Source organism: Paenarthrobacter sp. 2TAF44, assembly GCF_052114885.1.
GTDB lineage: Bacteria > Actinomycetota > Actinomycetes > Actinomycetales > Micrococcaceae > Arthrobacter.
This window is the reverse complement of the sequence record NZ_JBFRFP010000045.1, coordinates 1-21,942: the sequence shown is the minus strand read 5'-3', so window position 1 is coordinate 21,942 and position 21,942 is coordinate 1. Positions and strand designations below refer to the sequence as shown.

Genomic DNA, 21,942 nt, shown 5'->3' with positions numbered 1-21,942 from the left:
ACATCGAAGGCTGGTACAACCGCCGCCGTCCCAACCGCAGGGCCGGCGGCATCCCACCGGCCGCCGCCCACGCAAACCACTACAACCGCGCCCAGGAACCCCTGGCCGCCTAACACCAACGAAACTGTCTCAAAAACTTGACGAGCGCAGGAAAGGCCGTTGGACGTGAGAGAGGGATGGCACGGGAAAGGCCGGGAGCCGCCCCCGAACCAATGAACAGTTCAGGGAAGCTCCCGGCCTTCTTGTGTCTAAGCCCTCCGGTGTTCTTAGGCCCAGAGCAGAGCGTTACTTCTTGGCGCCCTTTTCCCAACCAAGAGTGGTCCAGTCCGGGACGTTGGACAGGCTCTTGAAGAGGGACGGGCCATAGTTGGCCAGGCCCGTGCGCACGAACTGGATCTCCGGGCCGTTGAGGACGGTGCCCATGGAGAAGTACTTCTCCATGTGCTTCTTCTCAACGTTCATGGCAGCCTTGTTGCGCTCAGCGTCATCAGCAATAGTCGCAAGACGCTTGATTTCGGCGTCGAGCTCAGCATCGCCAAGACCGTTTTCGTTGGTCGATGAATCGTAGAACTGCTTCACGGCGTCCGTGGCATCCGCGCCCACGGTGTAACCGGAGATGGTTACGTCGAACTCGCGGCCACCAATGACCTTGCCGAAGTCAGCGTCACCGCGCTGGTCGATGGAGACATCCATTCCGGCAGCCTGGAGTTGCTTCTGCAGGGTCTGCGAGGTTGCGGCCGTGGTGGGGTCGTCGCCGAAGTTGGTGATCTTGAAGGCCACGGGGACGCCATCCTTCGCCATGATGCCCTTGTCATTCGGGGCATAACCAGCATCCGTGAGGACCTTCTTGGCCTGCTCAGCTCCGGTGTCCTTCACGGGGTAGTTGTCCTTGTAGTACTCCGAGAACGGCATGAGCATCATGGAGCCCGAGCTTTCCTCGGACCAGTTCAGGCCGTTGAAGCGGACATCGCGGATGGCCTTGCGGTCCACTGCGGTGAAGATCGCCTTGCGCACGGCAACGTCAGTAAGGGCCGGGCGCTTGGCGTTCAGGTTAAGGCCACCTGCGAACAGGCGCTGGCCACGACGAACGTCAGCGTCTTTGGTACCTTCGAGCTGCTTGTAGCGGCCGAGCGTACGGCCATTGGCGGCGTCGATTTCACCGTTCTTGAAGGCGGCAATCGTAGCGCTGGGTTCCATTTGGCGCCAGACGACCTTGTCGAGGACCGGCTTCTGTCCCCACCACTTGTCGTTGGGAACCATGGTGACCGTTTTTGCAGTGGTGTCGTAGTTTTCAACCTTGAACGGGCCGGCCATCCACTCGGGGTGCATGTTGCCGGCGAAGCCCGTGTTAAAGATTTCCGGGGTGTTGATTGCGGGGTGGATCAGGCCGAAGAAGAGGCCTTCCAGCGGGAAGACCGGCTGGGTGGTGGTGACAATGACTTCTTTGTCGTTGGCGCCGGACTTGACCGAGTCAACGAATGCGTAGGCGCCGGCGGAAACGATGTCGATTGACTTGTCGTCGCCCTTCAGCATCTTCCACGTGTTCTCGAAGGTCTTGACGTCAATCGGCGTTCCATCGTTCCAGGTCGCCTTGTCGTTGACCTTGATGGTGATGGTCTGCTTGCCGTCCTTGACTTCGCTCTTGACGTCTTCGCAGAAGTCCTTGTTGGGCTCTGCTTTGCCGTTGAAGTCCAACTTCCAGCAGCCGCCAATGCCGCCGCTATTGATGGAAGCCGTATTAACCGGGGTCATCAGCGCCGAGTTGTCTGCGCTGTTGCCCACATTGGAGAAGCCGTTAAAGTCCGGGCCAATGCTGCCCACAGCAAGGGTGACAGTGCCGCCCTGCTGGAGGTCTTTGGCTTCCTTGGCGTTAACGCTAATGAGCTTGCTGATGTCGCCGCCAGCTTCTTCGGCCTTCTGGGAGGCCGGACCCGACGGCGTTCCCCCGCCGCAAGCGGTCAGCAATAGTGCTGCTGCAACTGCTACGCCGCCGATCGTCGTGTACTTCTTCATGGTTTGCCCTTCATGTTTACGACTGGAAATCTTTACGAATTGAATACAGGGTTCAATCAATGAGTCATTTGTCGTCAGGCATGCACCACCAGCATGTCGGCATCTATTTCCCCATCCGGGAAGAAGCATGCAAACTCCTGTTGACCTTCTGAAGCAAGTGGCGGCTCCAGAGTAAGGCACTTCTCCTGCTTGGCGGCAGGTAGTGCGGCGAATACGGGGCAACGCGTTGCGAAATTGCAACCCTTTGGCGCATCAAGCGGGCTGGGCAGATCGCCCTGCAGAATGATGCGTTCACGTGTACGTTCCAGATTGGGATCCGGTACGGGGATAGCAGAGAGCAGGGCCCTGGTGTAGGGGTGCCGCGGATTGTCGAAGACTTCATCCACATCGCCGGTTTCCACGATCTTGCCCAGGTACATCACGGCTACGCGGTCCGAGATGTGGCGAACCACGGAGAGATCGTGGGCAACCATCAGGTAGCTGAGGCCCAGTTCGGCGCGAAGCTGGTCCAGCAGATTGATAACGCCGGCTTGGACGGAGACATCCAAAGCAGAGACGGGTTCATCCAGGACCACGAGTTTGGGATTCACTGCGAGCGCCCGGGCGATGCCGATGCGCTGGCGCTGGCCTCCGGAGAACTGGTTGGGGAATCGATTGACGTGATCCGCCTGCAGGCCCACGAGCCGCATGAGTTCCATGATCCGCTTCCGTACGGCGGCCTTGGGCATGCCCAGGTTTTCCAGCGGTTCGGTCAGGACTTCGTACACCGTGAAGCGCGGATCCAGTGCACCCGTGGGGTCCTGGAACACCATCTGCATTTCCTTGCGCATGGCCATCTTGGTCTTGGAGTCGGTGGCTACCTTGTTGCTCACGCCGCCGATGACCACTTCACCCACTTGGTCCGGGTGGAACTCCATGATCTCCAGCAACGTAGTGGTCTTGCCGCAACCGGACTCGCCGACGATTGAGAGGCACTCGCCTTCCCGGATGTCGAAACTCAGGCCATCAACGGCCTTGACCGTGCCAATCCGGCGCTTGATCAACGCGCCCTTGAGCAGAGGGAAGTGCTTCTTCACGTCCTTGAGCTCAAGGACCTTGTCGCGCTCACGGCGTGCGACGCCGTCGAACTTTGAAACGGGCTTGGGCGGCACCTGGAAAATCTGGTGCGCGTCCGCCTCGCCGGACAGCTCGTCCGTTTTGATACACGCTGCCCTGTGGCCTTGGGAACCCGGGACCGAAAAGAGCTCGGGCTCACCGTGCAGGCAGGCATCGCTGGCGAGCGGGCAGCGCGGCGCGAACGAGCAGCCGGTTACGGGCAGGGTCAGGTTGGGCGGCGTGCCTTCGATGGGAACCAGTGACTGTTTGTTGGCGGTGTCAACGCGTGGAACGGCGCCGAGGAGACCCATGGTGTAGGGCATGCGCGGGTTGTAATAGATGTCCTCCACAGTCCCGGTTTCCACCGGCTTACCTGCGTACATGACCATGATGTCGTCGGCCATGCCCGCTACGACGCCGAGGTCGTGGGTGATCATGACGACGGCGGCGCCGGTCTCCTCTTGCGCGGTGTGCAGGACTTCCAGCACCTGCGCCTGGATGGTGACGTCCAACGCCGTCGTGGGTTCATCGGCGATGAGAACCCGCGGATCGTTGGCAATTGCGATGGCGATCATCACGCGCTGGCGCATGCCGCCGGAGAATTCGTGCGGGAACGCCTTCAGCCGGTCCTTGGGGCTCGGGATGCCCACCATTCGCAAAAGTTCGACGGCGCGGGCTTCTTTGGCCTGTTTGCTCATGGTGGGGTTGTGGACGGTCAGGGCCTCGATGATCTGGTTCCCCACCGTGTAAACGGGGGTCAGCGACGAGAGGGGATCCTGGAACACCATGGCGATATCGCTGCCACGGTGCTTGCACATCGCTTTGTCGCTCAGGCCGAGGAGTTCCTTGCCCTTGTAGCGCACCGAACCGGAGATGTCAGCGGTCTCGGGGAGGAGTCCCATGATGGCCATGGACGTGACGGACTTTCCTGAGCCCGATTCACCCACTATGCCCAGGGTTTTGCCCGGCATAAGGTCGAAATCGACGCCGCGCACTGCGTGGACAACGCCGTTCTCGGAATTGAAGCGGACGTTGAGGTCCCGGACGCTAAGGACCGCGTCGCCGGGTGCGTAGAGCCCGGCGTCGCGAAGTCGCTCTGCAGGCGTGTGGGAGATGTTGGTGCTCATTTGGCAGCCTTTGCGGTCTTGGTCTTGGCCCGACCGATGGAACTGGAGCTGGGGTCGAAGGCGTCTCGGAGGCCGTCGTTCATCATGGCGAGCGAACCGGTCAGGAGGAACATGACGGTCAGCGGTACCCAGAACATCCACGGGAACGAGGACACCTGGCCGGTGGCTTGGCCGATCAGGACTCCCAGGCTGACATCGGGGAGCTTGATGCCGATGCCGATGAAGGAGAACGCCACTTCGGCCAGCACTGCGCCCGTAATACCGCGGGTGAAATCCAGGACCAGGAGTGAGCCGATGTTGGGGACGAGGTGACGCCATACGATTTTGCGGGAGGGAACACCCATGTACTTGGCGGCTTTGACGTAGTCCCGCTGCATGAGGGACATCGACAAGGAGCGCACCAGGCGGGCGGTGCCCATCCAGCTGAAGAACAGCAGCACGATGATCAGCAGGAGCCAGCTGGGAAGGTCCTTGAGTCCCCCGCCACCACTAGTGGCCACTGCGACCACCAGAATGGCCGGCATCATGATGAGGGCTTCAAGGATGAACAACATCACGGCGTCCACTTTGCCGCCGAAGAACGCCATGGTGCAGCCGTAGACGGCGGAGATCAGGACAGATACGCCGCCAACGATCAGGCCGATAAAGATGGAGATCCGTGTGCCTTCAACGATGAGCGCCATAAGGTCAATGCCGGCCTGCGACGTACCCAGGAAGTGATCCGGTGATGGTCCCATGCCGATGTTGAGGGGATCAATGGTGTCTTTGTTCCAGGGGGTCAGGAACCCGCCGAACAGGGAGAAGAGGAACAGTGCCAGGAAGATGAACAAACCGGCGACGGCGGTACGGTTCCGCATGAAACGACGGAAGATAATGCGGGACTTCCCAATCACGACGTCCTGGTCGGCAACCCTTGACTCGTCGATTTCCGCAATGGGATCAATGATGTTCGTCATTACTGGACCCTCACTCGCGGATCGACCAGCGTCGTCGCGAAGTCGGCAAGGATGGCGCCGATTGCGAAGATCACCGAGCCGTAGGCCAATGTTGCCGTGGCGACGTTGACGTCCTGAAGACCGATCGACTGGATACTCCACAGTCCGATGCCGGGCCAGGCGAAGATCGCCTCCGCAAAGAAGCCGCCGGTAAAGATCGCGGGGATGGTGAAGGCAATGCTCTGCGCGACGGGAATGAAGGACACCCGCAGGGCGTGCCTGCGGATGGCTTGGTTGCGGGTAAGCCCTTTTGCCCTGGCGGTGCGGACGAAGTCAGCATTCACGTTGTCCAGGAGATACTGCCTCTGGGCGATCTGGTAACCGGCCCAACCGAAGATGGTCATCGCGAAGGTGGGCACGGCGTAGTGGGCCACAAGGTCAACGAAAGCCGGCCACCCCGGGTCGATCCCCGGCGTCGAGATTCCAGTGACGAAAAAGATGCGCTGGCCTACGGTTTCGTTGACGCTGATTGCGCCCAACTGGACCAGGAAGTAGGCGATCGGTGCCGGAAGGATGTGCACCAGGTAGCTGTAGGACGTGATCACGCGGTCCTGGTACTTGTATTGCCGCGCTGCTGAATAAACGCCGAGCGCGACGCCGATGATCAGCGTCAGGATGATGGAGGCGATAAACAGGCGAGTGGACACGAGTACCCGGTCAGCGAATTCCGCGTTGACGAATGCCCCGTTTGGGCTGCGCCCCCAGTCCCAGCGGGTGATGATGCCGCCGAGCCACCCAATGTACCTTTCCCAAGGACTGGCGTCGGGGTCCAGGCCGAGTCCACGGAAGGAGGCCGCCACCTGTTCCGGGGTTGGCCGCGGGATCTTCTCCTGTTCCAGGACCGCGGGTTTGAGCGTTGATACTGCCAGGAAATAGCCCGCGCTCGTGGTCAGGAAGATCATGATCAGGTAGATGCCCGACCGCTTCGTCAGATATTTCAGCATGTCGGGCGGCTGCCCTGGATCGTGGCAAAGATCAATGCTCGTCCTTCCGCGGTTCCCGGCTGTGGCCGGCGTCAGCTACGAATTGGCATGAGGGGTGATGGCCCCCCAAGACCCCTCCACGTGAACACCGCCCTTGTATGGCATGGGTCACATTCAAGAGGAAACTACCACAATAACTGCTTCACGTTTCGCTCAATGAGGGCCGGTTTCACGCCTGCAGCCAGATTGTTATCTGTTTTCGCGTCACGATTTCGACGGCGGAGGCTCTGACTGCCGCCATCGCTTCACGGAGGCTTGGGCGGACGCGGTTCGCTCCCGTCAGTCCGTGATCGACGAAGATCTGTTTCTGTTCAACACCAAGGGCCCAGGAGAGCGTTTCGTTGGGCGGTCAGGTCCTGGTGGTTTGTCGAGACCCGGGCATAGCCGATTTTCATTCCAGTCATAGCAAACAAGGTTGCAGTAATCCCCCCATCATCGTGCATTTCATCGTGCGGGTCTTACGTACATGGTCTGGGCCAGTAACTACACGGGACGTGGCGGCGCGTTTCTTGGGCACGGTGATCGACCGTCTAAAGGGCGCGTTCGCCCGCTGCCCGTCAATGCGGCCGAGGCAGCAGTCCGCTTGACATGATTCAGACATGTCGACCCGGGACGAGGCATCCCCATACGACCCAATGACCACGGGACCAGCCTTGAAGAAGAGCAACGTTGTGAAGAAGATTGGCCGGTGGATCGCCAGGACGAGAGCCTGTCTGCTGATCAGATCACTCTGGCGGCGCGCAGATCCAATCTTCCGAGCCTGCACGCTTACAGTGTTCCTTTCGCTCCTCGTGGCGTCGCTGTTCTACGCGGTGATCCGATTCATCGCGCCACCCGATGAATCTAAGAGGCTGGACCCCCAGTACCCGATCCAATTCGCCCTATGGATCGCTGGCGGCATAGGCGGCGTCGTGGCCCTGGTCGTCGCCTATCGTCGACAGAAGGTGACCGAGGAGAACATCTTCGTCGAACGGTTCGGCGCCGCCGCCGCTCAGCTCGGCTCAGAGGACCCTGCCGTGCGCATGGCCGGCGTCTACGCCATGGCTGGGGTCGCCGACGAAGGAACTCCAGCCCAGCGCCAGCAATGTGTCGACGTCCTCTGCGGGTACCTCCGTCTCCCATACAACTCAGATGGAGACTCGACGGGGATTGCTCAGCTCGTCATCAAGCAGCCCGGCCAGACGCCAAACGGCCCCTCAGACGAAACGACCATTAAGTATCGGCTGCACGACAAAGAAGTCCGCGCCACCATCGTTCGAGTTCTGGCGTCACACCTTCGCCAAGGCGCTGCAATTTCCTGGTCATTATGCAACATCGACCTTTCTGATGCCGTGCTCACCGACTCAGACTTCTCAGGGTGCCGTTTCGACGGCGAAGCCCGCATCGCGGGTGCGACGTTCTCCGGGCATGTCTCATTCAGCGAGGCGACGTTCTCCGAGGATGCGCGCTTCAACGGTGTTAAGTTCTCCGGAGAAGCGTGGTTCAGAGAGGCGACATTCTCCGGGAGTGCGCGCTTCGACGGGGCGACGTTCTCCGGGGGTGCGTGGTTCAGCGAGGCGACATTCTCCGGGCATGTCTCATTCAGCGAGGCGACATTCTCCGAGGCAGGCTTCAGCAAGGCGACGTTCTCCGGGGATGCGGGCTTCAGGAAGGCGACTTTCTCCGGGGATGCGGGCTTCAGCGAGGCGACTTTCTCCGAGGGTGCGCGCTTCAGCGAGGCGACGTTTTCCGGGGATGCATGGTTCAGCGGTGCTAATTTCTCCGGGGATGCCGGCTTCAGCAGGGCCACGTTCTCCCGCGAGGCGTGGTTCGAAGAGGCGACGTTCTCCGGGAAGGCGTGGTTCGAGGAGGCGACGTTCTCCGGTGAGACGCGGTTCGACGAAGCGACCTTCTCCCCCTTCATGTTCGACGAAGCCGATTTCCGATCGATTGACTACGGCTCAACGGTCGTGACATTCCGGAAGACAAACTTCGGCGCAGGGGTGATCGACTTCTCAACGCCCCGAACGTGGGATCTGGCCCGACGTTCGACTGGGACACAAGGTCCACCAAGCCGCCGAATATCCTGCCTGTGGACTGGCCCCCGACGATCGCTGACAAGAAGCCCGCTGAGCCCGTCAGAACGCGACTCGCGGCTGAAGGGCAAGACGTCTGAATACCCAGGTTTAGTGGAAGGCATCAGTCGTCCCGGCCTCGAATGCGCTTGATCTCACGGTAGTGCAGCGCTCATCCTCGGTTGACGTCCGGTAGAGGATCGGCTTAAGTGCAGTGACACAACCGGGTAGGGGCTCGGGGCTGGACCGTTCACTGGCTGAATTTGTGAGGCATGATGTTGCCATGCTTGAGATCTTCGGTAAGAGGTTCGACGTCACAGATGGAATCCCCGGATCTCCTGAGAGCGTGGGGAACAACGTCGCCTACTTATTCGGCCGCTATGGCGGCTGCACCCTTAACGGAGGGCTGTATAGGGTGCATGGGGCTTCATCCTCGAAGGCTGCTTCGGTGATGATCCGTGAGGCCTATCCTGAGTTGTACTTTCCGATTGTGCCATTTGGCTTCGATTGGCTGGGGCGTCAATTTATTTTGGACCTTCGCCGCCCTGAAAAGGATCCAGAGATGCTTTGTCTGGAACCGGGGACTGGCTGGATCCTGGAGATTCCAATTCCGTTCTCTTCCTTTCACGACAGTGAGCTTGTGCAAGATCCGGACGGCTCACTTTTGACAACTTTTTTCAGCGATTGGAGAAAAAAGAACCCAGAAGACCTGCAATTTGACGAGTGTGCCGGTTATACGGTGCCGCTCTTCCTGGGTGGGGCAGATGAGGTGCACAATCTTGAATTGAGCAACATTGAGGTGTACTGGTCGGTGACGGGGCAGTTGAGAACCGCTACCAAAGATCTCCCGAGAGGAGCTCATGTAGACGGGGTTCAGATAGGCGATTAGTTGTACTCCAAGGGAGGTCTGTTAGAAATGCAACTTGAGTTTCCCCGAATAACGAAGGCCTTCCTATACTCACGTCGTTGAATAGGACTCGTTGCCCAAGCTAGGCTTGACCTTGCACCCTTTGGCTACCCCCCAAAATACAAGATTTCACACCGGGCATGGAGCCAGTGCAAAACGATGTAGCGCAGGTGCCAGGTAGGGGATCCTCTTCCGCACATCTAGTGGCTAAGACGACTTCCGAAAACGCCGTGTTCCTCCTCTGCGCCGTTCTAATCTGTTCCGAACTGTTGAATTTTGAGGAACAGGCGCCCCATTAGTTCTGTCAGAGCTGCATCAACGTATGGAACGAACGGTGGGTCGATGTACCAATCTGCGTCGCCGAACGGGAACCAGCTGGGCGGCGGTTCGGTTCCTTCGGGGATTGTTCCGCTTCTTCCTGCGCTTCCGAAGTGGAACACTACGATTCCTCTATCGTCTGCCGTGCGAAAGGTCATCCAGTTTGAGACGGGCGCTCCGGCTGGATGGTCCAGGAGCGTCCTGTATTTCCTTGCCTTCTCCAGGACACTGCACGATTCCTCAAACTCTGGCTCGAGCTCAGCGAAGTGTTTCAGGAACTTCTCCATGCTTCGGACGGGCGGGTGACCGAAGACCTCGGGAAACAGGACGACTACGCCTGCAAGCTTCGACACGGTGTTATAGACGGATTGGTAGTAGCTCTCGTACAGGTCGTAGATCATGTGCTGGGCCTCTCCAGTCGGAACGAGTGGAGGCGTCTGCGGCTGCCAGGCTCCCACAGCCTTCGTGACCTGGACACGCTTTTTTGCGATCCGGTGTGCGGATTCCATGTAGTTCCGTATCGCCTGACGCCGCTTCGCATTCAGGCGTAGCTGAGACAGTGCCTCTTCCCATGCCTGGATATACCGCCCGTTCAACAGAGCAAGCTCTGACTCGGCCTTAACTTTTTGCGGCGCTGGAAAATCGCTCAAGGGTGTCTCCTCCGGTTGCTGCTCTGCGTCGGTCGACGGCATGCATCCATCGTGGCACTGGCATCCTTAATGCATCCGGTGAGGCTACCCGCTGTCACGCCCGCAAGCCGGTGGATCACCGGGCGCTCTGGTGCCCGTTCAGGGATCCTTCAACGGGCGCTGTTCCAGCGGTCATACCTCTTGGGAGTGCCCATAGGAAAGCCCGGCAAATGCGGCGCCTCCGAGAATTCCGGTGGCAGCAGCCGTCACCCAGCGATCCGCATGCAGTACCAACGGAAGAGCACTGAAGAAGGCAAAGGTCGCGACGGATGTAGATACCAGTGCTACACCACCTGTGAACATCGCACGCCTCGATCGGGATGACGATTCTGGCACTACGCGCTCAAAGACATCGACGATTCCGGCAACGAGAAGTCCGAGAGCTGCTGTGGCTACCGTGATGAAGAAGAAGGCGAACAGAGCCCATAGGAGGTCCCCAAACCTTACTGGCCTACCCCACCCCAAACTGAAGAAATAGACGGCCGATCCGGCCACCCCCAGGATGACGCCCAGCAAAAGCAAACGGGGTTTCAACTCACCTCGGCGCCACCACCCAGGGCGTGCAGGTTTTCCAACCATCGTCGAGCGCTGCCTTCCGGAGATTCTTGATAACCAGTCCACCGCCGTCGCCGGCCAATTGGGAGCAATGCTATCGGACGACCTGCGTTAGCAGGAGCGCCCGCACCACTGCCCGTTAAGGGATCCTTTACCGGACGGAGGTGCTGCCTCGATGATCTCCCTCCCGGGGGATGTTTCGTGGTCCTGTCACGTGCCGGGCGTCGGTGGATCAGGGGGTGCCTTGGGGTTGACCGAGGAGGGGCGCGGCGATCGGGTAAACCTGTTACACGTGTGGGCTTCGACTGGAAAACGAAGCACTCTTTTTCGAGGTGGCGGACGGCCCGTGATGTGTTCGTGGCTGGTTCTTTTTACGGCGGTTAGATGATCATGTTCATGGTGTTCCATCCGGAGCCGACCATGGTGCGTGCTTGCCAGCCGCCGTGGCCGTTGGTCGGGTATAGCCACAGGGCTCCTGTGGAGTCACGAGCCAGGAGGTCCAGGTTGCCGTCACCGTTGAAGTCGCCGGGCCCGATGATAGCGGTCATGTCGTTCCAGCCAGTGCCCACCTGGGTGGGACCGGAGTAGTAGGGCCGCAGGCCGCCGTTGTAATAGGTCGTCGCCCCTTGGTAGAGGCGAAGGGCACCGTTGCCGTCGCGGGCCAGAAGGTCGGGGTAGCCGTCTGGGTTGAAGTCGCCTGGGCCTATCACGGCAGTCATGATGTTCCAGCCCGACCCAACATCGGTCCTGGCGAGCCAGCCGCCTTTCCCGTTGCCGGGGTAGAGCCAAAGTACGCCTTTTGAGTCGCGGGTGACGAGGTCTGCGTTTCCGTCCAGATTCAGGTCTCCTGCTGCGGTGATGGCCGTCATGGTGTCCCATCCTTGGCCTATCTGGACTCTTGGGAACCAGCCGCCGTTGCCGTTGCCGGGGTAGAGCCATAACGCTCCGGTGGTGTCGCTGGCCAGCACGTCGGGTTTACCGTCGCCGTTGAAGTCACCCGGAGGGACGATGGACGTCATCACGTTCCAGCCTTGCCCAACCTGAACCCGGGGAAGCCAGCCTCCGTTGCCCCGGCCTGGGTACAGCCACAGGTTTCCGTTCGCGTCACGAGCCAAAACGTCGGGTTTCTTGTCACCGTTGAAGTCATGAGCGACGTCAGCAGGCCTAATGGTGACCGTGAACATTGGCGTTACCGGGTCGGGACTATAACCATTCGTCGCGGAAACGCTGAAGGTAAATGCACCCGCGGTGGTAGGCACTCCGGAGAGGGTTCCCTCAGCCCCAAGGGTCAATCCGGGCGGCAGCGCGCCTCCGGCAAGTTTGAAAGTGGAACTGAGGGAACCTTTGACCCCGAATCCGTGTGAGTACAGACTTCCGACCCTGCCCGTAGCCGGTGGAGGCCCGGACGTGAACGTTGGAGCGACGCTTCGACCATCAATGACAATGATGTTTTGGCTGAGTTCGCTGAAGCCCCCGGGAGTGTTGGGTACGTAGATTTTATTGGTCTTTGTGTTGAGTGCCATCTGCCCGGGCAAGTTGAAGCCGGGAAGGATGCCCACGGCATTGGTTGTTCCGTCAACGACGACCACGCGTTGGGCGTACCAGTTCGACACGTAAACCTTGCCGGTCACCTCGTTGACCGCCAGGCCCGAGGCATACTCCCCCGTAGCGATGGTGGTGATGGAATTGGTTCTCCCGTCCAAGACGGTCATGCTGTCGCGCTCTGAATTCAGCACGTAAACCTTGTTGTTGCTGCGATTCACCGCGATCTCTTTGGGTCCGGTGTCCGCACCCGTCGGGATCATGGTGACCGCTATGGTGCCGCCATCGATGACCGCAATCGATTGGGACGCAAGACAGGACACAAAGACCTTGTTCGTCGCATCGTTCACAGCCACACCGCGGGCGTCGTCACAGACAGCGATCGTCGAAACGGCGTTCGTTGCCCCGTCCACGACGGCGACCTGGTTGCCACCCCGGGACACCGCGTAGACCTTGTTGGTTTTCTCATTAACCGCCAAGCCGGAACCAGTTGCCGGCAGAGCGGTCGTGGAATTCGTCGCACCGTCGATCACAGTGATGCCGTTGGCACCTGAAGTTGAGACGTAAATCTTATTCGTGGACTCGTTCACAGCAATCGCTGTCGGGCCCTCGGGCACGGCAATCGTTTTCGTCGTACCTGTAGCGCCGTCGATGACGCTGACAGACGAACTCCCATCGTTGGCTACATAGACCTTGTTAGTCTTCTCATTGACTGCCAACTGGCGTGGTCGTAAGCCGACAGGAATGGTCCTCTCCAGATTCAAAGTTCCGTTCAGAATGAGAACGGAGTTCGTCTCCTGGCTCGTGGCATAAACCTTGTCGGTTGCTTCGTTCACCCCCAGAGCGAAAGGGGTCCATGCTAGGTGAACGGAACCTGTGATGGTGTCCGCCTGGGCGGGCGGCAGGGAACCCCCCACCAAAACCGCCGCCGCGGCGGCCACAGCCACCAACGCGGAGACGACCCCATGCCCAGTTCTGGCGGTATAAAGCGAAGAAAAACCCAGAGCAGCCAAAGGCTCAACCCCCAAAATTAAGTGCGCGGCCATCGCATCACGTCGACCGAAGTTTATACGCCCCGAGTGCAACATACGGCATTCTTCAGAGCATGAACGAGGCACCGGACACACCCAGAATGCTCCACTACCCTCATTCCCAGTTCGCTGAGCAAACTCCTGATGCCCTCGTGATGCGCAAAGCAGGGAGCACACGGCCTTCCAACAGAAAGTGTCCGTTAAGGGATCCTTGATCGGACAATCTGAATCGGGAGCAAAGGCCGTCGTTCCGTGATCGTGCCTGCGAAGTTGTGCAAGCACTACAGGCATCTCAGACTGGAGCCTTCGTCCACCAAGGCTCAGTGACCACGACGTTGTAGCCAGCTCCCAGGGCAAGACGAACCTGACGTAGAAGCCGCACTCCCTCTGCGACCCAGCCAGCGTCACCCGGACCCGAAATCGGGACTTTATCTTCTTCGAACTGAGAGTTCCAAGACAGGAGCTGCTCGGCGAGCTCGGGAGGGAGCCCCAGAGATTGTAGATCCGCAGGTTTTCCCTGCTCCCACAGTGGACCTGAGCCATAGTCCGGCCAAAACTCTAGTTGCGTCACTGTTTGATTATCACCCGTCAGTGAATGTCGGCGGCGGCTCCCTGAACGCAACAACAACCCTCACAAGCTGTCCCGTGAGGGATCCCTTACCGGACATTGAGTCCAGCGGAGGAAGGAAGGCACCGCTCTACGGGCTCTAGAGCTGGGGCTCGCGAGGAGGCGCTTGATCGCCGGAGGGGCCACACTGTCGGATGTATCCGCTGGATGCTGGCATCCACATCAGCACAGAACCGGCAACCGTCAAGATCAGGACCGCTACTGAGAGAGGCGTCAGTGCGTTATTGAAAACTCCTCCGAGAGCCAAAATAGCCAAGATAGAAAGAACCACCCTCGCCCAGCGTTGACCTCGAAGGAGTCCCAATGCTGCCCGGATTTGAATAACCGTAAATAGAAGGAGGACCAGACCGCCAACGAGCACTACAATGACGCTTGCCTCCCGCGTGACAATCAAGATGACTGGCTGAATGCAAGCTAAAATCGCGCTTGCCAGCCAGAGGTAACTTGATGTTCGGAGCACCTTGGGGAGGCTGCCCGCTGTCCTTTGTGCGACAGGATGGACCATCTTCGAATCCTCAATCTCCGGTAACAAGTTGAGCGGCTGGACCGCAAGGTTTCCAGACTACAGGCGCAAAGGGAGGGATAGTTGAGCCACGCAATGAACCTGCTTCCTCCTCAGTCTGTAGCGGCAATGTCGTCGGGTTCTGTCCAAATGACGGCGCCAACGTCCACCAGAGGCAGCCAACTCCTGGAGCCTCGATAGAGATAGCCGCCCGGTAAGGGATCCTGGACCGGGCAGCTGCTCAGCGAGTGCGGATCTTGGTGATGGCGGAGTTGATTCAACGATGGATCACGTCAGCAGGATCGAGTCCCAGCGACAAAAGATCGAATTCGATATGGCTCAAAAAAGCCTTACGCCCACGCTCAACGTCCGCCCAATCGAGTGGATTGCTGATTACACCACGACTAAATACTGACTCCACCAGCCAGCCCGACGACCCTTGTTTCAGTGAAACCGCTCCCACCTCCTCGAAGGACATCGAGTCAAACACGAAGTCACCCCGAGGGTGGGCGTTGAGCCAGAGGAACAAGCTGCGGGCCAGTTCGACTACGGGAAAGGCTAGCTCTCGGTAGAGCAGCACAGACCCTTCCGAGATGGTGAAATCGGCGTCAAGACCGACCAAGTAGTCAGCTTGGCTCGTTCCTCCGATGTTGTCGGCGTCTAAGTTTGCGTAAGCCATTCATATCGTGGCCACATCGTCACCACCCTGAATCCAAGCGTGCTGAATTCTGTTCGGGCTTCTCTCACCCGCTAGATGGCCGAAGGCTCTTGCGCATTAACTCTCCACCCGCCGTCTCTGAAGCGCTGGAGGTACACATCGAAGGACACGAACACATGTTGTCACACCGGTGAAAGGAAGAATTCGGTCAGCGCCCGTTAAAGGATCCCCAATCGCGCGCTGTAACGCACGGTGGGCCACCCTACCCTGATTTGCTCCCAGCTTTGAGATCTACAGTTTGAGAAGCTCAATTACTAGCGCCTCGCCCACGACATGCGATCCTTCCATCAGATAGAAGGTCGCGCCTGGTTGCAACCGGGAGCCCATTACGTCCAAAGCGAGAAACCTGAACTTTGCCTCAGTACGACCCTTTCCATCCGATTTCCCGAATGTAACCACCACACTGTATGGCTCAACATTGACGATCTGTTGAACCTCCCTATCCATGGATGCGTCTGCGAAAACGGCCGTCGAAGCATAACTTGGACCCGAAGGCGGCCCGTTCGGCCGACCTCCTTCGCCGGGGGAGTACCAGCGGATTAGTCCGGATGCTTGATCCCTGTATTCAGGTCTCACGGCAAAAACCTTATACCGTCCATGACTCTATTGCGCGCGGGAAGTTGGGCAGGATCAACATGACGAGCCGGCCTGCTACCAACACGAGCGAAGCGGCGGGCGCGAAGGAGGTTGTGGGTGACGAGGCTTATGGGTGCCTTGGACCAGGCTCGGGTTTGATCAGGCGCAGTCTGGAACGCTTCTTCACGGGGAGCCAAGGACATACGGACGGAAGCAAAAGGTCTGCTGGACTGCGTGCCCGCTGAAGGATCCTCTAACGGGCAGCATTAGTCACCAGCGTCGGACAACCGTTTCTGCTGAGTTGAGGCATATATGTGGGTGAAGTAAACGCCATACTCGCTATCATCCGAGAACTCCGATAGGTCCAGATCGCCGCTTGCCTCGAACTCGGACCACAGCTTTTCACCCACCGACTCCCAGGGCGACGGACCACATCCGCAACACCAAGGGAACGACTTCGACATCCAACCCAAGACAAACCGAACCGTTGTGTCAATCTCGGCATCGGATGTGAGGAAGGCAGCCAGCTCGGGGAACAGGGACAGGTCGTAGTCGTAGTCAGGTAGGCCGGTCAGGAATGCGGGTTCGCTGCAAGCCCACCACTCGATAAATGCCAGTCTGAGTGCGGTTCCTTTGTCTGGCGGAAGGGAGTGCCAGCGTTCAAGCAACGCTTCGCGCGACGCGGAAAGAGCCCCTGGACGCTCCAGCTCTATGGCTTCCCGCAATAACAACGGCTTCTTATCGTCCACATCGCGATTCTACGATGGAAGCGTCAGCTGACTTTGGCTCCGTAGGCCGATCCTTTACCGGACGAGTTTGGTTTGGGAGGACATAGGTGATTTCGTGTTGCCCATGATGACAGTTAGGGCCGTTAGTCACTTTCGCGATGAAGAGATGGGCTTCGAAGCCGTCGTGCTTGCCGATCAGGATCTTGCCCCGGCATGGCAGTTGGAATTCCAGCGTTCGCTGGATCCCGATGAGCAGGATGTGGCCCTAGGCATGGGCTCCTACTGCGTGACCTTGGCCAACGGCGCCTGCGCCTATGGGTGCCTTTCGTCTGCCCTCGTCGAGGAGGGCAGACTGCACGTGGTCTTCATGGAGGATGGCGCCCAAAAATTGGGACTTGAATCACCAGAGTTGGAGCTGTCACTTGATCTTGATGCCGATCAAGTACATGAATTGGTGAGGGGGCTCCAGTCCGTTCTTGGCGGAGACAGCAATCCGCCGGTGCTTAATTGACGACTGGATCCCTTCAGAGCGGCCATAAGCCGATCGGCTTACTGACGTAGGTCCACCGGATTATGGAGTTGGCTTTGACCCAGTGGGAATCTGGAGACCCCGGCCAGACAGGCAGCCCTTCTAACCGGATTCAACCTATCCATGCTCTCGAAGTGGCCAGGGTCTTTTACTCTGGCACATCGGGAAGAGTGTTCATCGCTCGTGCTAGATCACCCTGCAGTCGGCGCACCTCCTGCCGATGAAAGCCGACACGAGTATGAAACTCATTTTCGTCGAGAGCTTCCAATGTCTCACGCAGAGACGACCAAAAAGTTTCAAGCTCATCTACGGACAGCGTCAGCCTGACTTCCGCGACAGGTACCTCAGGATCAAATTCCAGCTGCATAGTTCACTTCCAAAACTTCGGCTACGAAGACGTGAAGTAATCCTAGCCATCCCATTGCTACCGAGCTTCAGCCAGGGAGGCGGAGGAAGGTAAGTCATGGGCGTTCGGTGAAGGATCCCTGACCGGACGCGAATCCCGAACGGGAGATTCAGCCGTCCGGGTCAGCTTCCCTCAAACATTCAACAACGACTCATCAAACCAGACATCTTCGTAGCCAGGTGCCAAGAGGAATCGCCAACCCGCGGGCAAAGCGAGATAGGGAACGACTTCAGGACACCGTGTCGTCAGATGCTCGACGTGCAACGGAACAAAGAAGTCATCCGCCGTTCCGAGGTCTTCACCGCGCCAGATGAACCAGCCACTGGTCCCAGCCGCGGCTGGATGCCGCAGACCGTTGAGTGGATAAACATGCGGCGACCGAACATTTTTGGAGACTCCCACCTTTACGCCCTGCAACGGTGGTGTAGGGACAGCCCCGAACCTGGCGGTCAGCTGCATCTGGGCGGAGAGGATCGAATCGTGCATACGTAGCATCTTCGCTTAAGAAGGCGCACATAACCCTGTCCGTTGAAGGATCCTTTACTTGGCCGGTGGAGAGCTGGACGCTTTGGGGACAGGAAATAGGGCACACTGCTCTCATGGCAACTCAGTACTACCGGAGGCCGTGGAACGAGTCCCGAGGCGACCAGTATTCCTCTCGGGGTCCCGCCACTAATTACTTCGAAGTCGGTAACGACGGCCGGCCGACCCGCCAGATCGAGATTTACGATTCTGGCCCGACTCTTCGTTATGACCCTGAACATGAAGAGGACGAATTTGGTCTTTTGGCTCAGGAGCCGCTGGCTCCGCTAGACGAATGGCAGCCATGGGCCATTACCGAGGCAGAATTCGAACAGGCGTGGCATGACCTGCCCTAGTTCACTGTGCCCGGTGAAGGATCCTTCACCGGGCACGGTGCCCGTCGGTGGGCGGGAATCTGCAACACGGTGACCATGGCTTGAGGCACGTAATGGGCCGCCGGTTCTCTGGGGGGCGCTGAGCCGACTAAGTGAGACCGGGCTCCGGATTTCTGGTCCTGGCTGGCCCGTCTTGCTGGTCCTGGCTCCTCCGTCTTAAGAGAACGTGCATTCCGTTTGACATCGACGAAACTAGAGGAAGACTATGGGCAAACAAAATCGTCGTCTTCTATGGAGTTCTCATGGCGGGAATCATGCTGGTCAAGCAGCGCGTCGCCGACGTCGCCCGATGGGATGCGGTGTTTCACGACCCGGAGTTGGACGCGGTGCGTCGCCGCCACGGGCTGGTGGTCACCGGAACCTACCTCGACGCGGAGACTCCGAACACCGTCATTGTTGCGATGGACATGGCCGATCTCGATCTGGCCCGGCAGTTCGCTTCCTCCGCCACGTTGGCCGACGCCCGCGAGAGGGCCGGAGCGATCGGCCCACCGGAGGGCGTCTGGTATGGCCCGAGAGAGGTTCGTTGACCGTGCACGGCGAGGCCGACCAGGCGCTGCCACGCTCATGGATCGGCGCAAGCCCGGTCGGGATGGCGCGGCTTCGGGCCAAAAGATCGAAATCGATTTCACATGCGCCCGTTAGGGGATCCTCTACCGGGCGCCGAAGTGCCCCTTGATTCCAGCCTATTTGACAGTGCCGCTCCAGGGCCATATCCGCGTAGCATGACGGCATGCCTGACCGGGACGAGACCGAAGAGCCGCTTCAATTACTCCCTCCTGCAATGGCCCGGAGATATGCGGAGTACAAGCCGGCCACTAACAAACCCTCTCCTGCGCCAACCAACGTTGGCGGTTACGACGAGCTCCTCACCTACTGCCAAGGGAAACGAGTGCTCCTTCCCCGCTCACGCGAGGGCCTTGTCGTAATTGATGCGCTGATTGAGGACCCGGAGGTGATGAAAGATCTAACGGGACTCGCTGAGGCCGTTGGCATGTTCTACGGAGACGTTCTCACTCACGCCATCCCGGGAGCTCATTGGGAAGTTATCGAAGAGGGCTTCCCAATGGTCCGGATAAGGAGAAACACAAGCATTTCGGTTATTCATGTGGCTCAACGACGGCTTGATGTAGGCTTCCCGACCCTGGTGATGAACTTCGACCACGCAATCGACCTCATTGACGAAGAGAGACTCCGAGGCAACTAGGCACTGCTGATGCGGGAAAGAGTGTCCAGTGAAGGATCCTCAAACGGCGCCTTTCGTGCGCTGTTCAGCCGTGCAGCGAAAGATGGCGCGCTTAGGCACACCATTTGCGGAAGCCCGTCACTTATCCCTGTGAATCTCGGTTTCGTCGGTTGCTCCGGAAGGGAAGGGCGTTTAGCGCAGCATTGCGTATCGTGATGCCCGACCGGGTCTTGGGTACAAGGAGGCGGGATGCGATGCCGGCGCCTCGTTGTTGCTGTCGAACGTGTTTGTGGTGTTTGTGTTCATAGTCGGCGAAAGCGGCGGTGTGGTCATCAGGGTGGGCGGCAATGGAGTCGGCGAGGGTCTTGGCTCCAACGATCGCGTTGCTGGATCCTTCACCGAACAGCGAGATACAACTTGCCGCATCACCGAGCAGCACGACTCGGCCGGCAGCCCACTGCGGTACGTCCACGTGTGTGACGGCGTCGAAGTACCTATCGTCGGACGCGCCCCATTCCTTAAGGGCGAGCGTTGTGAGCCATCCGCCGCCCGCGTAGGCGGACTCGACGATGCGTCTGCCTTGTTCGGCGTCCCGGTAATCGAAATCGTGCTCTCCCCGGAAGATGAAAGCGAACCCGGGCTTCCCACCTGCCGGATGGATGGTCAGGGAGGTTCCTGGTTCGTTGTACAACAGCACAGTGCGCGGATCTTCGATCGGCGCAGGGGCACGCACCGTACCGACGAACATGCCGAAGGGGCGGGAAAAACGTTCTTCGGGGCCGAATGCCAAGCGGCGAACGGTGGAGTGGAGTCCGTCCGACCCGATGATCAAGTCATAGCGATGGGAAGGGGTCCGCTGAAACTGGACGTCGATACCCCTGTCGTCCTGGTGCAAAGCGGTGATCGAATCGTCCCGGATGATGAGGCTTGTCTCCTGTGCCTTCTCAAGCAACACGTCGACGAGTTCATTTCGTGCGACCTCGACCTCCTCTGGGCTGTCACCGCGTAGCCGCGTGGGGATCATTGCCTGTGCACGCCCGTCGGTGTCGACGAAGACCAAGCGTTCGACGCCGGTCGCGACCTCTTCCAGGTGGGACCAGATGCCCATTTGCCGCGCAATAGTGACGGCTCCTCCACGTACGTCAATTGGGTTGCCACTAGATCGGATGTCGGCCGCTCGTTCCACAACCGTGACCGACCAACCTGCCTTCGCCAGCCAATACGCGGCCGTGGAACCGGCAATGCCGGCGCCGGAGATCAGTACGTTGCGGTCCACCATGCATTTCATTCAAGCACTCAGCCCTGGCGAATCCCGCGTATTGACCCCAATTGCTCGGGCACGTCAGTGGCAATCATGCGGGCAGGATCAAAGTGGTCCCAGTTCCACGAGACACAGATGAGTGCGAGCCGTTGCTGTTGGCTGCTCCCTGGCACCACATGCAGAGGAGGACCCTGGGCAGCCGACAGGGGCCCGCATTCACACAGCCCTGCTGTTGTAAACATCCTGCTGCTTACAACTTTGAGCTTCCCACGCCGATGCCAAAGTACAGAGTGCTATCCCAGTCCCCTATCTTTTCCGCCATTTGGAGCTCAATTTGGAGAGCCGCTGGGCATTAGGCGTCTCAGTACACCCGTCTGCTGGAGTAGGGAGAAACGGTCCGGAACACCCCAGTGCTCGGCGATACGTCCGTCGACGACGACGGCAATGTCGATGACCGTCACCTCGACCGGCTTCCCGCTGGGTGGTCCGAAGAACGGTCCCGTGTTTGTTCCTCGTCCGTGGAAACGCACCCAGGCCGTAGTGCCTCGGGTGGCCCAGTCCTTGCTACCGACGAAAGCCCCCAGACGCGGGAGCTGCTGCGCGCCAAACTCGCAGGCCGGGACCAGATCATGGACGCGATGATCGCCGCGCTCGGGGGCGAACTCGCCGTATCCCTGGACGAGGCACTGGCAATATTCCGGGGCCTGGCCGCCCCCGGCCTCTACCGGGAACTCGTCGAGCAACTCGGCTGGACCCCGCATCGCCTCGCCGCTTGGATGAGTGAGACGCTCCAGCACCACCTGCTTCGAGCAAAAGACTGATGAAAGGACCTTGTCCAGGAGTCAAATCCGCCCCGGTCAATCATCGTCTGCACTACCGAACGCGTGGGTGACTGGGCCTGGCGCGGCCACTCCAATGAATGGCTGCAAGGACCCAGAAAAGCAGCCAGGTCGATGCTGTCAGGGCCGACCCGTACCGGTGCCGCTACCGCCTGCTCGCGGGGGATCGGGATGCCGTTGCAGTACGTCTGGCGCCGCGGGCTTGTCGTAGGGCAGGATCGTTGCCATGACACAGATGCTCCCCGCCCCGCGTCTGCTTGCGGACGGCTTCGCGATGATTGAGTCCGGACGTTGGCACGAAGGCCGCCTGTGGTTCGCTCACTGGGGTGCCGGTGAGGTGTTG

19 protein-coding genes and 1 pseudogene are annotated in these 21,942 nt (G+C 59.3%); 6 read left to right on the top strand and 14 right to left on the bottom strand.

Annotation, left to right across the window (positions count from 1 at the left end):
• Positions 1-285: 285 nt before the first annotated feature.
• The 5 genes and pseudogenes from AB4Z15_RS24700 to AB4Z15_RS24680 form a co-directional block, all read right to left on the bottom strand.
• Positions 286-2,013 (bottom strand): ABC transporter family substrate-binding protein, encoded by a 1,728-nt coding sequence (locus AB4Z15_RS24700; RefSeq protein WP_442019363.1) that lies wholly within the window; start codon positions 2,011-2,013, stop codon positions 286-288.
• Between the two features lie 74 nt (positions 2,014-2,087).
• Positions 2,088-4,235, bottom strand: coding sequence for an ABC transporter ATP-binding protein (locus AB4Z15_RS24695; protein ID WP_442019362.1), 2,148 nt, complete (start codon positions 4,233-4,235; stop codon positions 2,088-2,090).
• On the bottom strand, positions 4,232-5,191 hold the full coding sequence (locus tag AB4Z15_RS24690; RefSeq protein WP_442019361.1) for an ABC transporter permease: 960 nt from the start codon (positions 5,189-5,191) through the stop codon (positions 4,232-4,234). The genes AB4Z15_RS24695 and AB4Z15_RS24690 overlap by 4 nt, the downstream gene beginning before the upstream one ends.
• Positions 5,191-6,174 carry an ABC transporter permease gene (locus tag AB4Z15_RS24685; RefSeq protein WP_442019360.1) on the bottom strand — a complete coding sequence of 328 codons (984 nt, stop codon included), beginning with the start codon at positions 6,172-6,174 and terminating at the stop codon, positions 5,191-5,193. Before AB4Z15_RS24685 ends, AB4Z15_RS24690 begins: the two co-directional genes overlap by 1 nt.
• A gap of 238 nt (positions 6,175-6,412) precedes the next feature.
• Positions 6,413-6,617, bottom strand: a pseudogene (locus tag AB4Z15_RS24680) (recombinase family protein); the annotation flags it as partial.
• A gap of 195 nt (positions 6,618-6,812) precedes the next feature.
• On the opposite strand from AB4Z15_RS24680, the gene AB4Z15_RS24675 reads away from it, so the two are divergent.
• Both AB4Z15_RS24675 and AB4Z15_RS24670 read left to right on the top strand, forming a co-directional pair.
• Positions 6,813-8,420 carry a pentapeptide repeat-containing protein gene (locus AB4Z15_RS24675; protein WP_442019359.1) on the top strand — a complete coding sequence of 536 codons (1,608 nt, stop codon included), beginning with the start codon at positions 6,813-6,815 and terminating at the stop codon, positions 8,418-8,420.
• 130 nt (positions 8,421-8,550) lie between these two features.
• Positions 8,551-9,156 carry a T6SS immunity protein Tdi1 domain-containing protein gene (locus AB4Z15_RS24670; protein ID WP_442019358.1) on the top strand — a complete coding sequence of 202 codons (606 nt, stop codon included), beginning with the start codon at positions 8,551-8,553 and terminating at the stop codon, positions 9,154-9,156.
• 269 nt (positions 9,157-9,425) lie between these two features.
• Here AB4Z15_RS24670 and AB4Z15_RS24665 read toward each other — a convergent pair whose 3' ends face one another.
• The 5 genes from AB4Z15_RS24665 to AB4Z15_RS24645 all read right to left on the bottom strand — a co-directional run bounded on the left by AB4Z15_RS24665 (position 9,426) and on the right by AB4Z15_RS24645 (position 16,482).
• Positions 9,426-10,142, bottom strand: a complete 717-nt coding sequence (locus AB4Z15_RS24665) for a hypothetical protein (RefSeq protein ID WP_442019357.1) — start codon at positions 10,140-10,142, stop codon at positions 9,426-9,428.
• 171 nt (positions 10,143-10,313) lie between these two features.
• Positions 10,314-10,715: a hypothetical protein gene (locus AB4Z15_RS24660; protein ID WP_442019356.1), complete on the bottom strand. Its 402-nt coding sequence runs from the start codon at positions 10,713-10,715 to the stop codon at positions 10,314-10,316.
• A gap of 401 nt (positions 10,716-11,116) precedes the next feature.
• A complete protein-coding gene (locus AB4Z15_RS24655; RefSeq protein ID WP_442019355.1) occupies positions 11,117-13,114 on the bottom strand; it encodes an FG-GAP-like repeat-containing protein in 1,998 nt (665 codons plus the stop codon).
• A 1,602-nt stretch (positions 13,115-14,716) separates the two neighbouring features.
• Positions 14,717-15,118, bottom strand: a complete 402-nt coding sequence (locus AB4Z15_RS24650) for a DUF7878 domain-containing protein (protein ID WP_442019354.1) — start codon at positions 15,116-15,118, stop codon at positions 14,717-14,719.
• Positions 15,119-15,999: 881 nt separating this feature from the next.
• Complete coding sequence (locus tag AB4Z15_RS24645; RefSeq protein ID WP_442019353.1) at positions 16,000-16,482, bottom strand: hypothetical protein; 483 nt, start codon at positions 16,480-16,482, stop codon at positions 16,000-16,002.
• A gap of 103 nt (positions 16,483-16,585) precedes the next feature.
• On the opposite strand from AB4Z15_RS24645, the gene AB4Z15_RS24640 reads away from it, so the two are divergent.
• On the top strand, positions 16,586-16,972 hold the full coding sequence (locus tag AB4Z15_RS24640; protein WP_442019352.1) for an Imm10 family immunity protein: 387 nt from the start codon (positions 16,586-16,588) through the stop codon (positions 16,970-16,972).
• 166 nt (positions 16,973-17,138) lie between these two features.
• Here AB4Z15_RS24640 and AB4Z15_RS24635 read toward each other — a convergent pair whose 3' ends face one another.
• Positions 17,139-17,357, bottom strand: a complete 219-nt coding sequence (locus AB4Z15_RS24635) for a hypothetical protein (protein ID WP_442019351.1) — start codon at positions 17,355-17,357, stop codon at positions 17,139-17,141.
• Between the two features lie 171 nt (positions 17,358-17,528).
• On the bottom strand, positions 17,529-17,882 hold the full coding sequence (locus AB4Z15_RS24630) for an immunity protein Imm33 domain-containing protein (RefSeq protein ID WP_442004440.1): 354 nt from the start codon (positions 17,880-17,882) through the stop codon (positions 17,529-17,531).
• 113 nt (positions 17,883-17,995) lie between these two features.
• Here AB4Z15_RS24630 and AB4Z15_RS24625 point away from each other — a divergent pair, with 113 nt between their 5' ends.
• The 3 genes from AB4Z15_RS24625 to AB4Z15_RS24615 all read left to right on the top strand — a co-directional run bounded on the left by AB4Z15_RS24625 (position 17,996) and on the right by AB4Z15_RS24615 (position 19,520).
• Positions 17,996-18,274: a hypothetical protein gene (locus tag AB4Z15_RS24625; RefSeq protein WP_442019350.1), complete on the top strand. Its 279-nt coding sequence runs from the start codon at positions 17,996-17,998 to the stop codon at positions 18,272-18,274.
• A gap of 281 nt (positions 18,275-18,555) precedes the next feature.
• A complete protein-coding gene (locus AB4Z15_RS24620; protein WP_442004424.1) occupies positions 18,556-18,843 on the top strand; it encodes a hypothetical protein in 288 nt (95 codons plus the stop codon).
• Positions 18,844-19,046: 203 nt separating this feature from the next.
• Positions 19,047-19,520 carry a DUF6278 family protein gene (locus tag AB4Z15_RS24615; RefSeq protein ID WP_442019349.1) on the top strand — a complete coding sequence of 158 codons (474 nt, stop codon included), beginning with the start codon at positions 19,047-19,049 and terminating at the stop codon, positions 19,518-19,520.
• Between the two features lie 121 nt (positions 19,521-19,641).
• Here AB4Z15_RS24615 and AB4Z15_RS24610 read toward each other — a convergent pair whose 3' ends face one another.
• Together AB4Z15_RS24610 and AB4Z15_RS24605 are read right to left on the bottom strand one after the other, a co-directional pair.
• Positions 19,642-20,778: an FAD-dependent oxidoreductase gene (locus AB4Z15_RS24610; protein WP_442019348.1), complete on the bottom strand. Its 1,137-nt coding sequence runs from the start codon at positions 20,776-20,778 to the stop codon at positions 19,642-19,644.
• Between the two features lie 311 nt (positions 20,779-21,089).
• Positions 21,090-21,521, bottom strand: a complete 432-nt coding sequence (locus AB4Z15_RS24605) for an ester cyclase (RefSeq protein ID WP_442019364.1) — start codon at positions 21,519-21,521, stop codon at positions 21,090-21,092.
• Positions 21,522-21,942 lie beyond the last annotated feature (421 nt).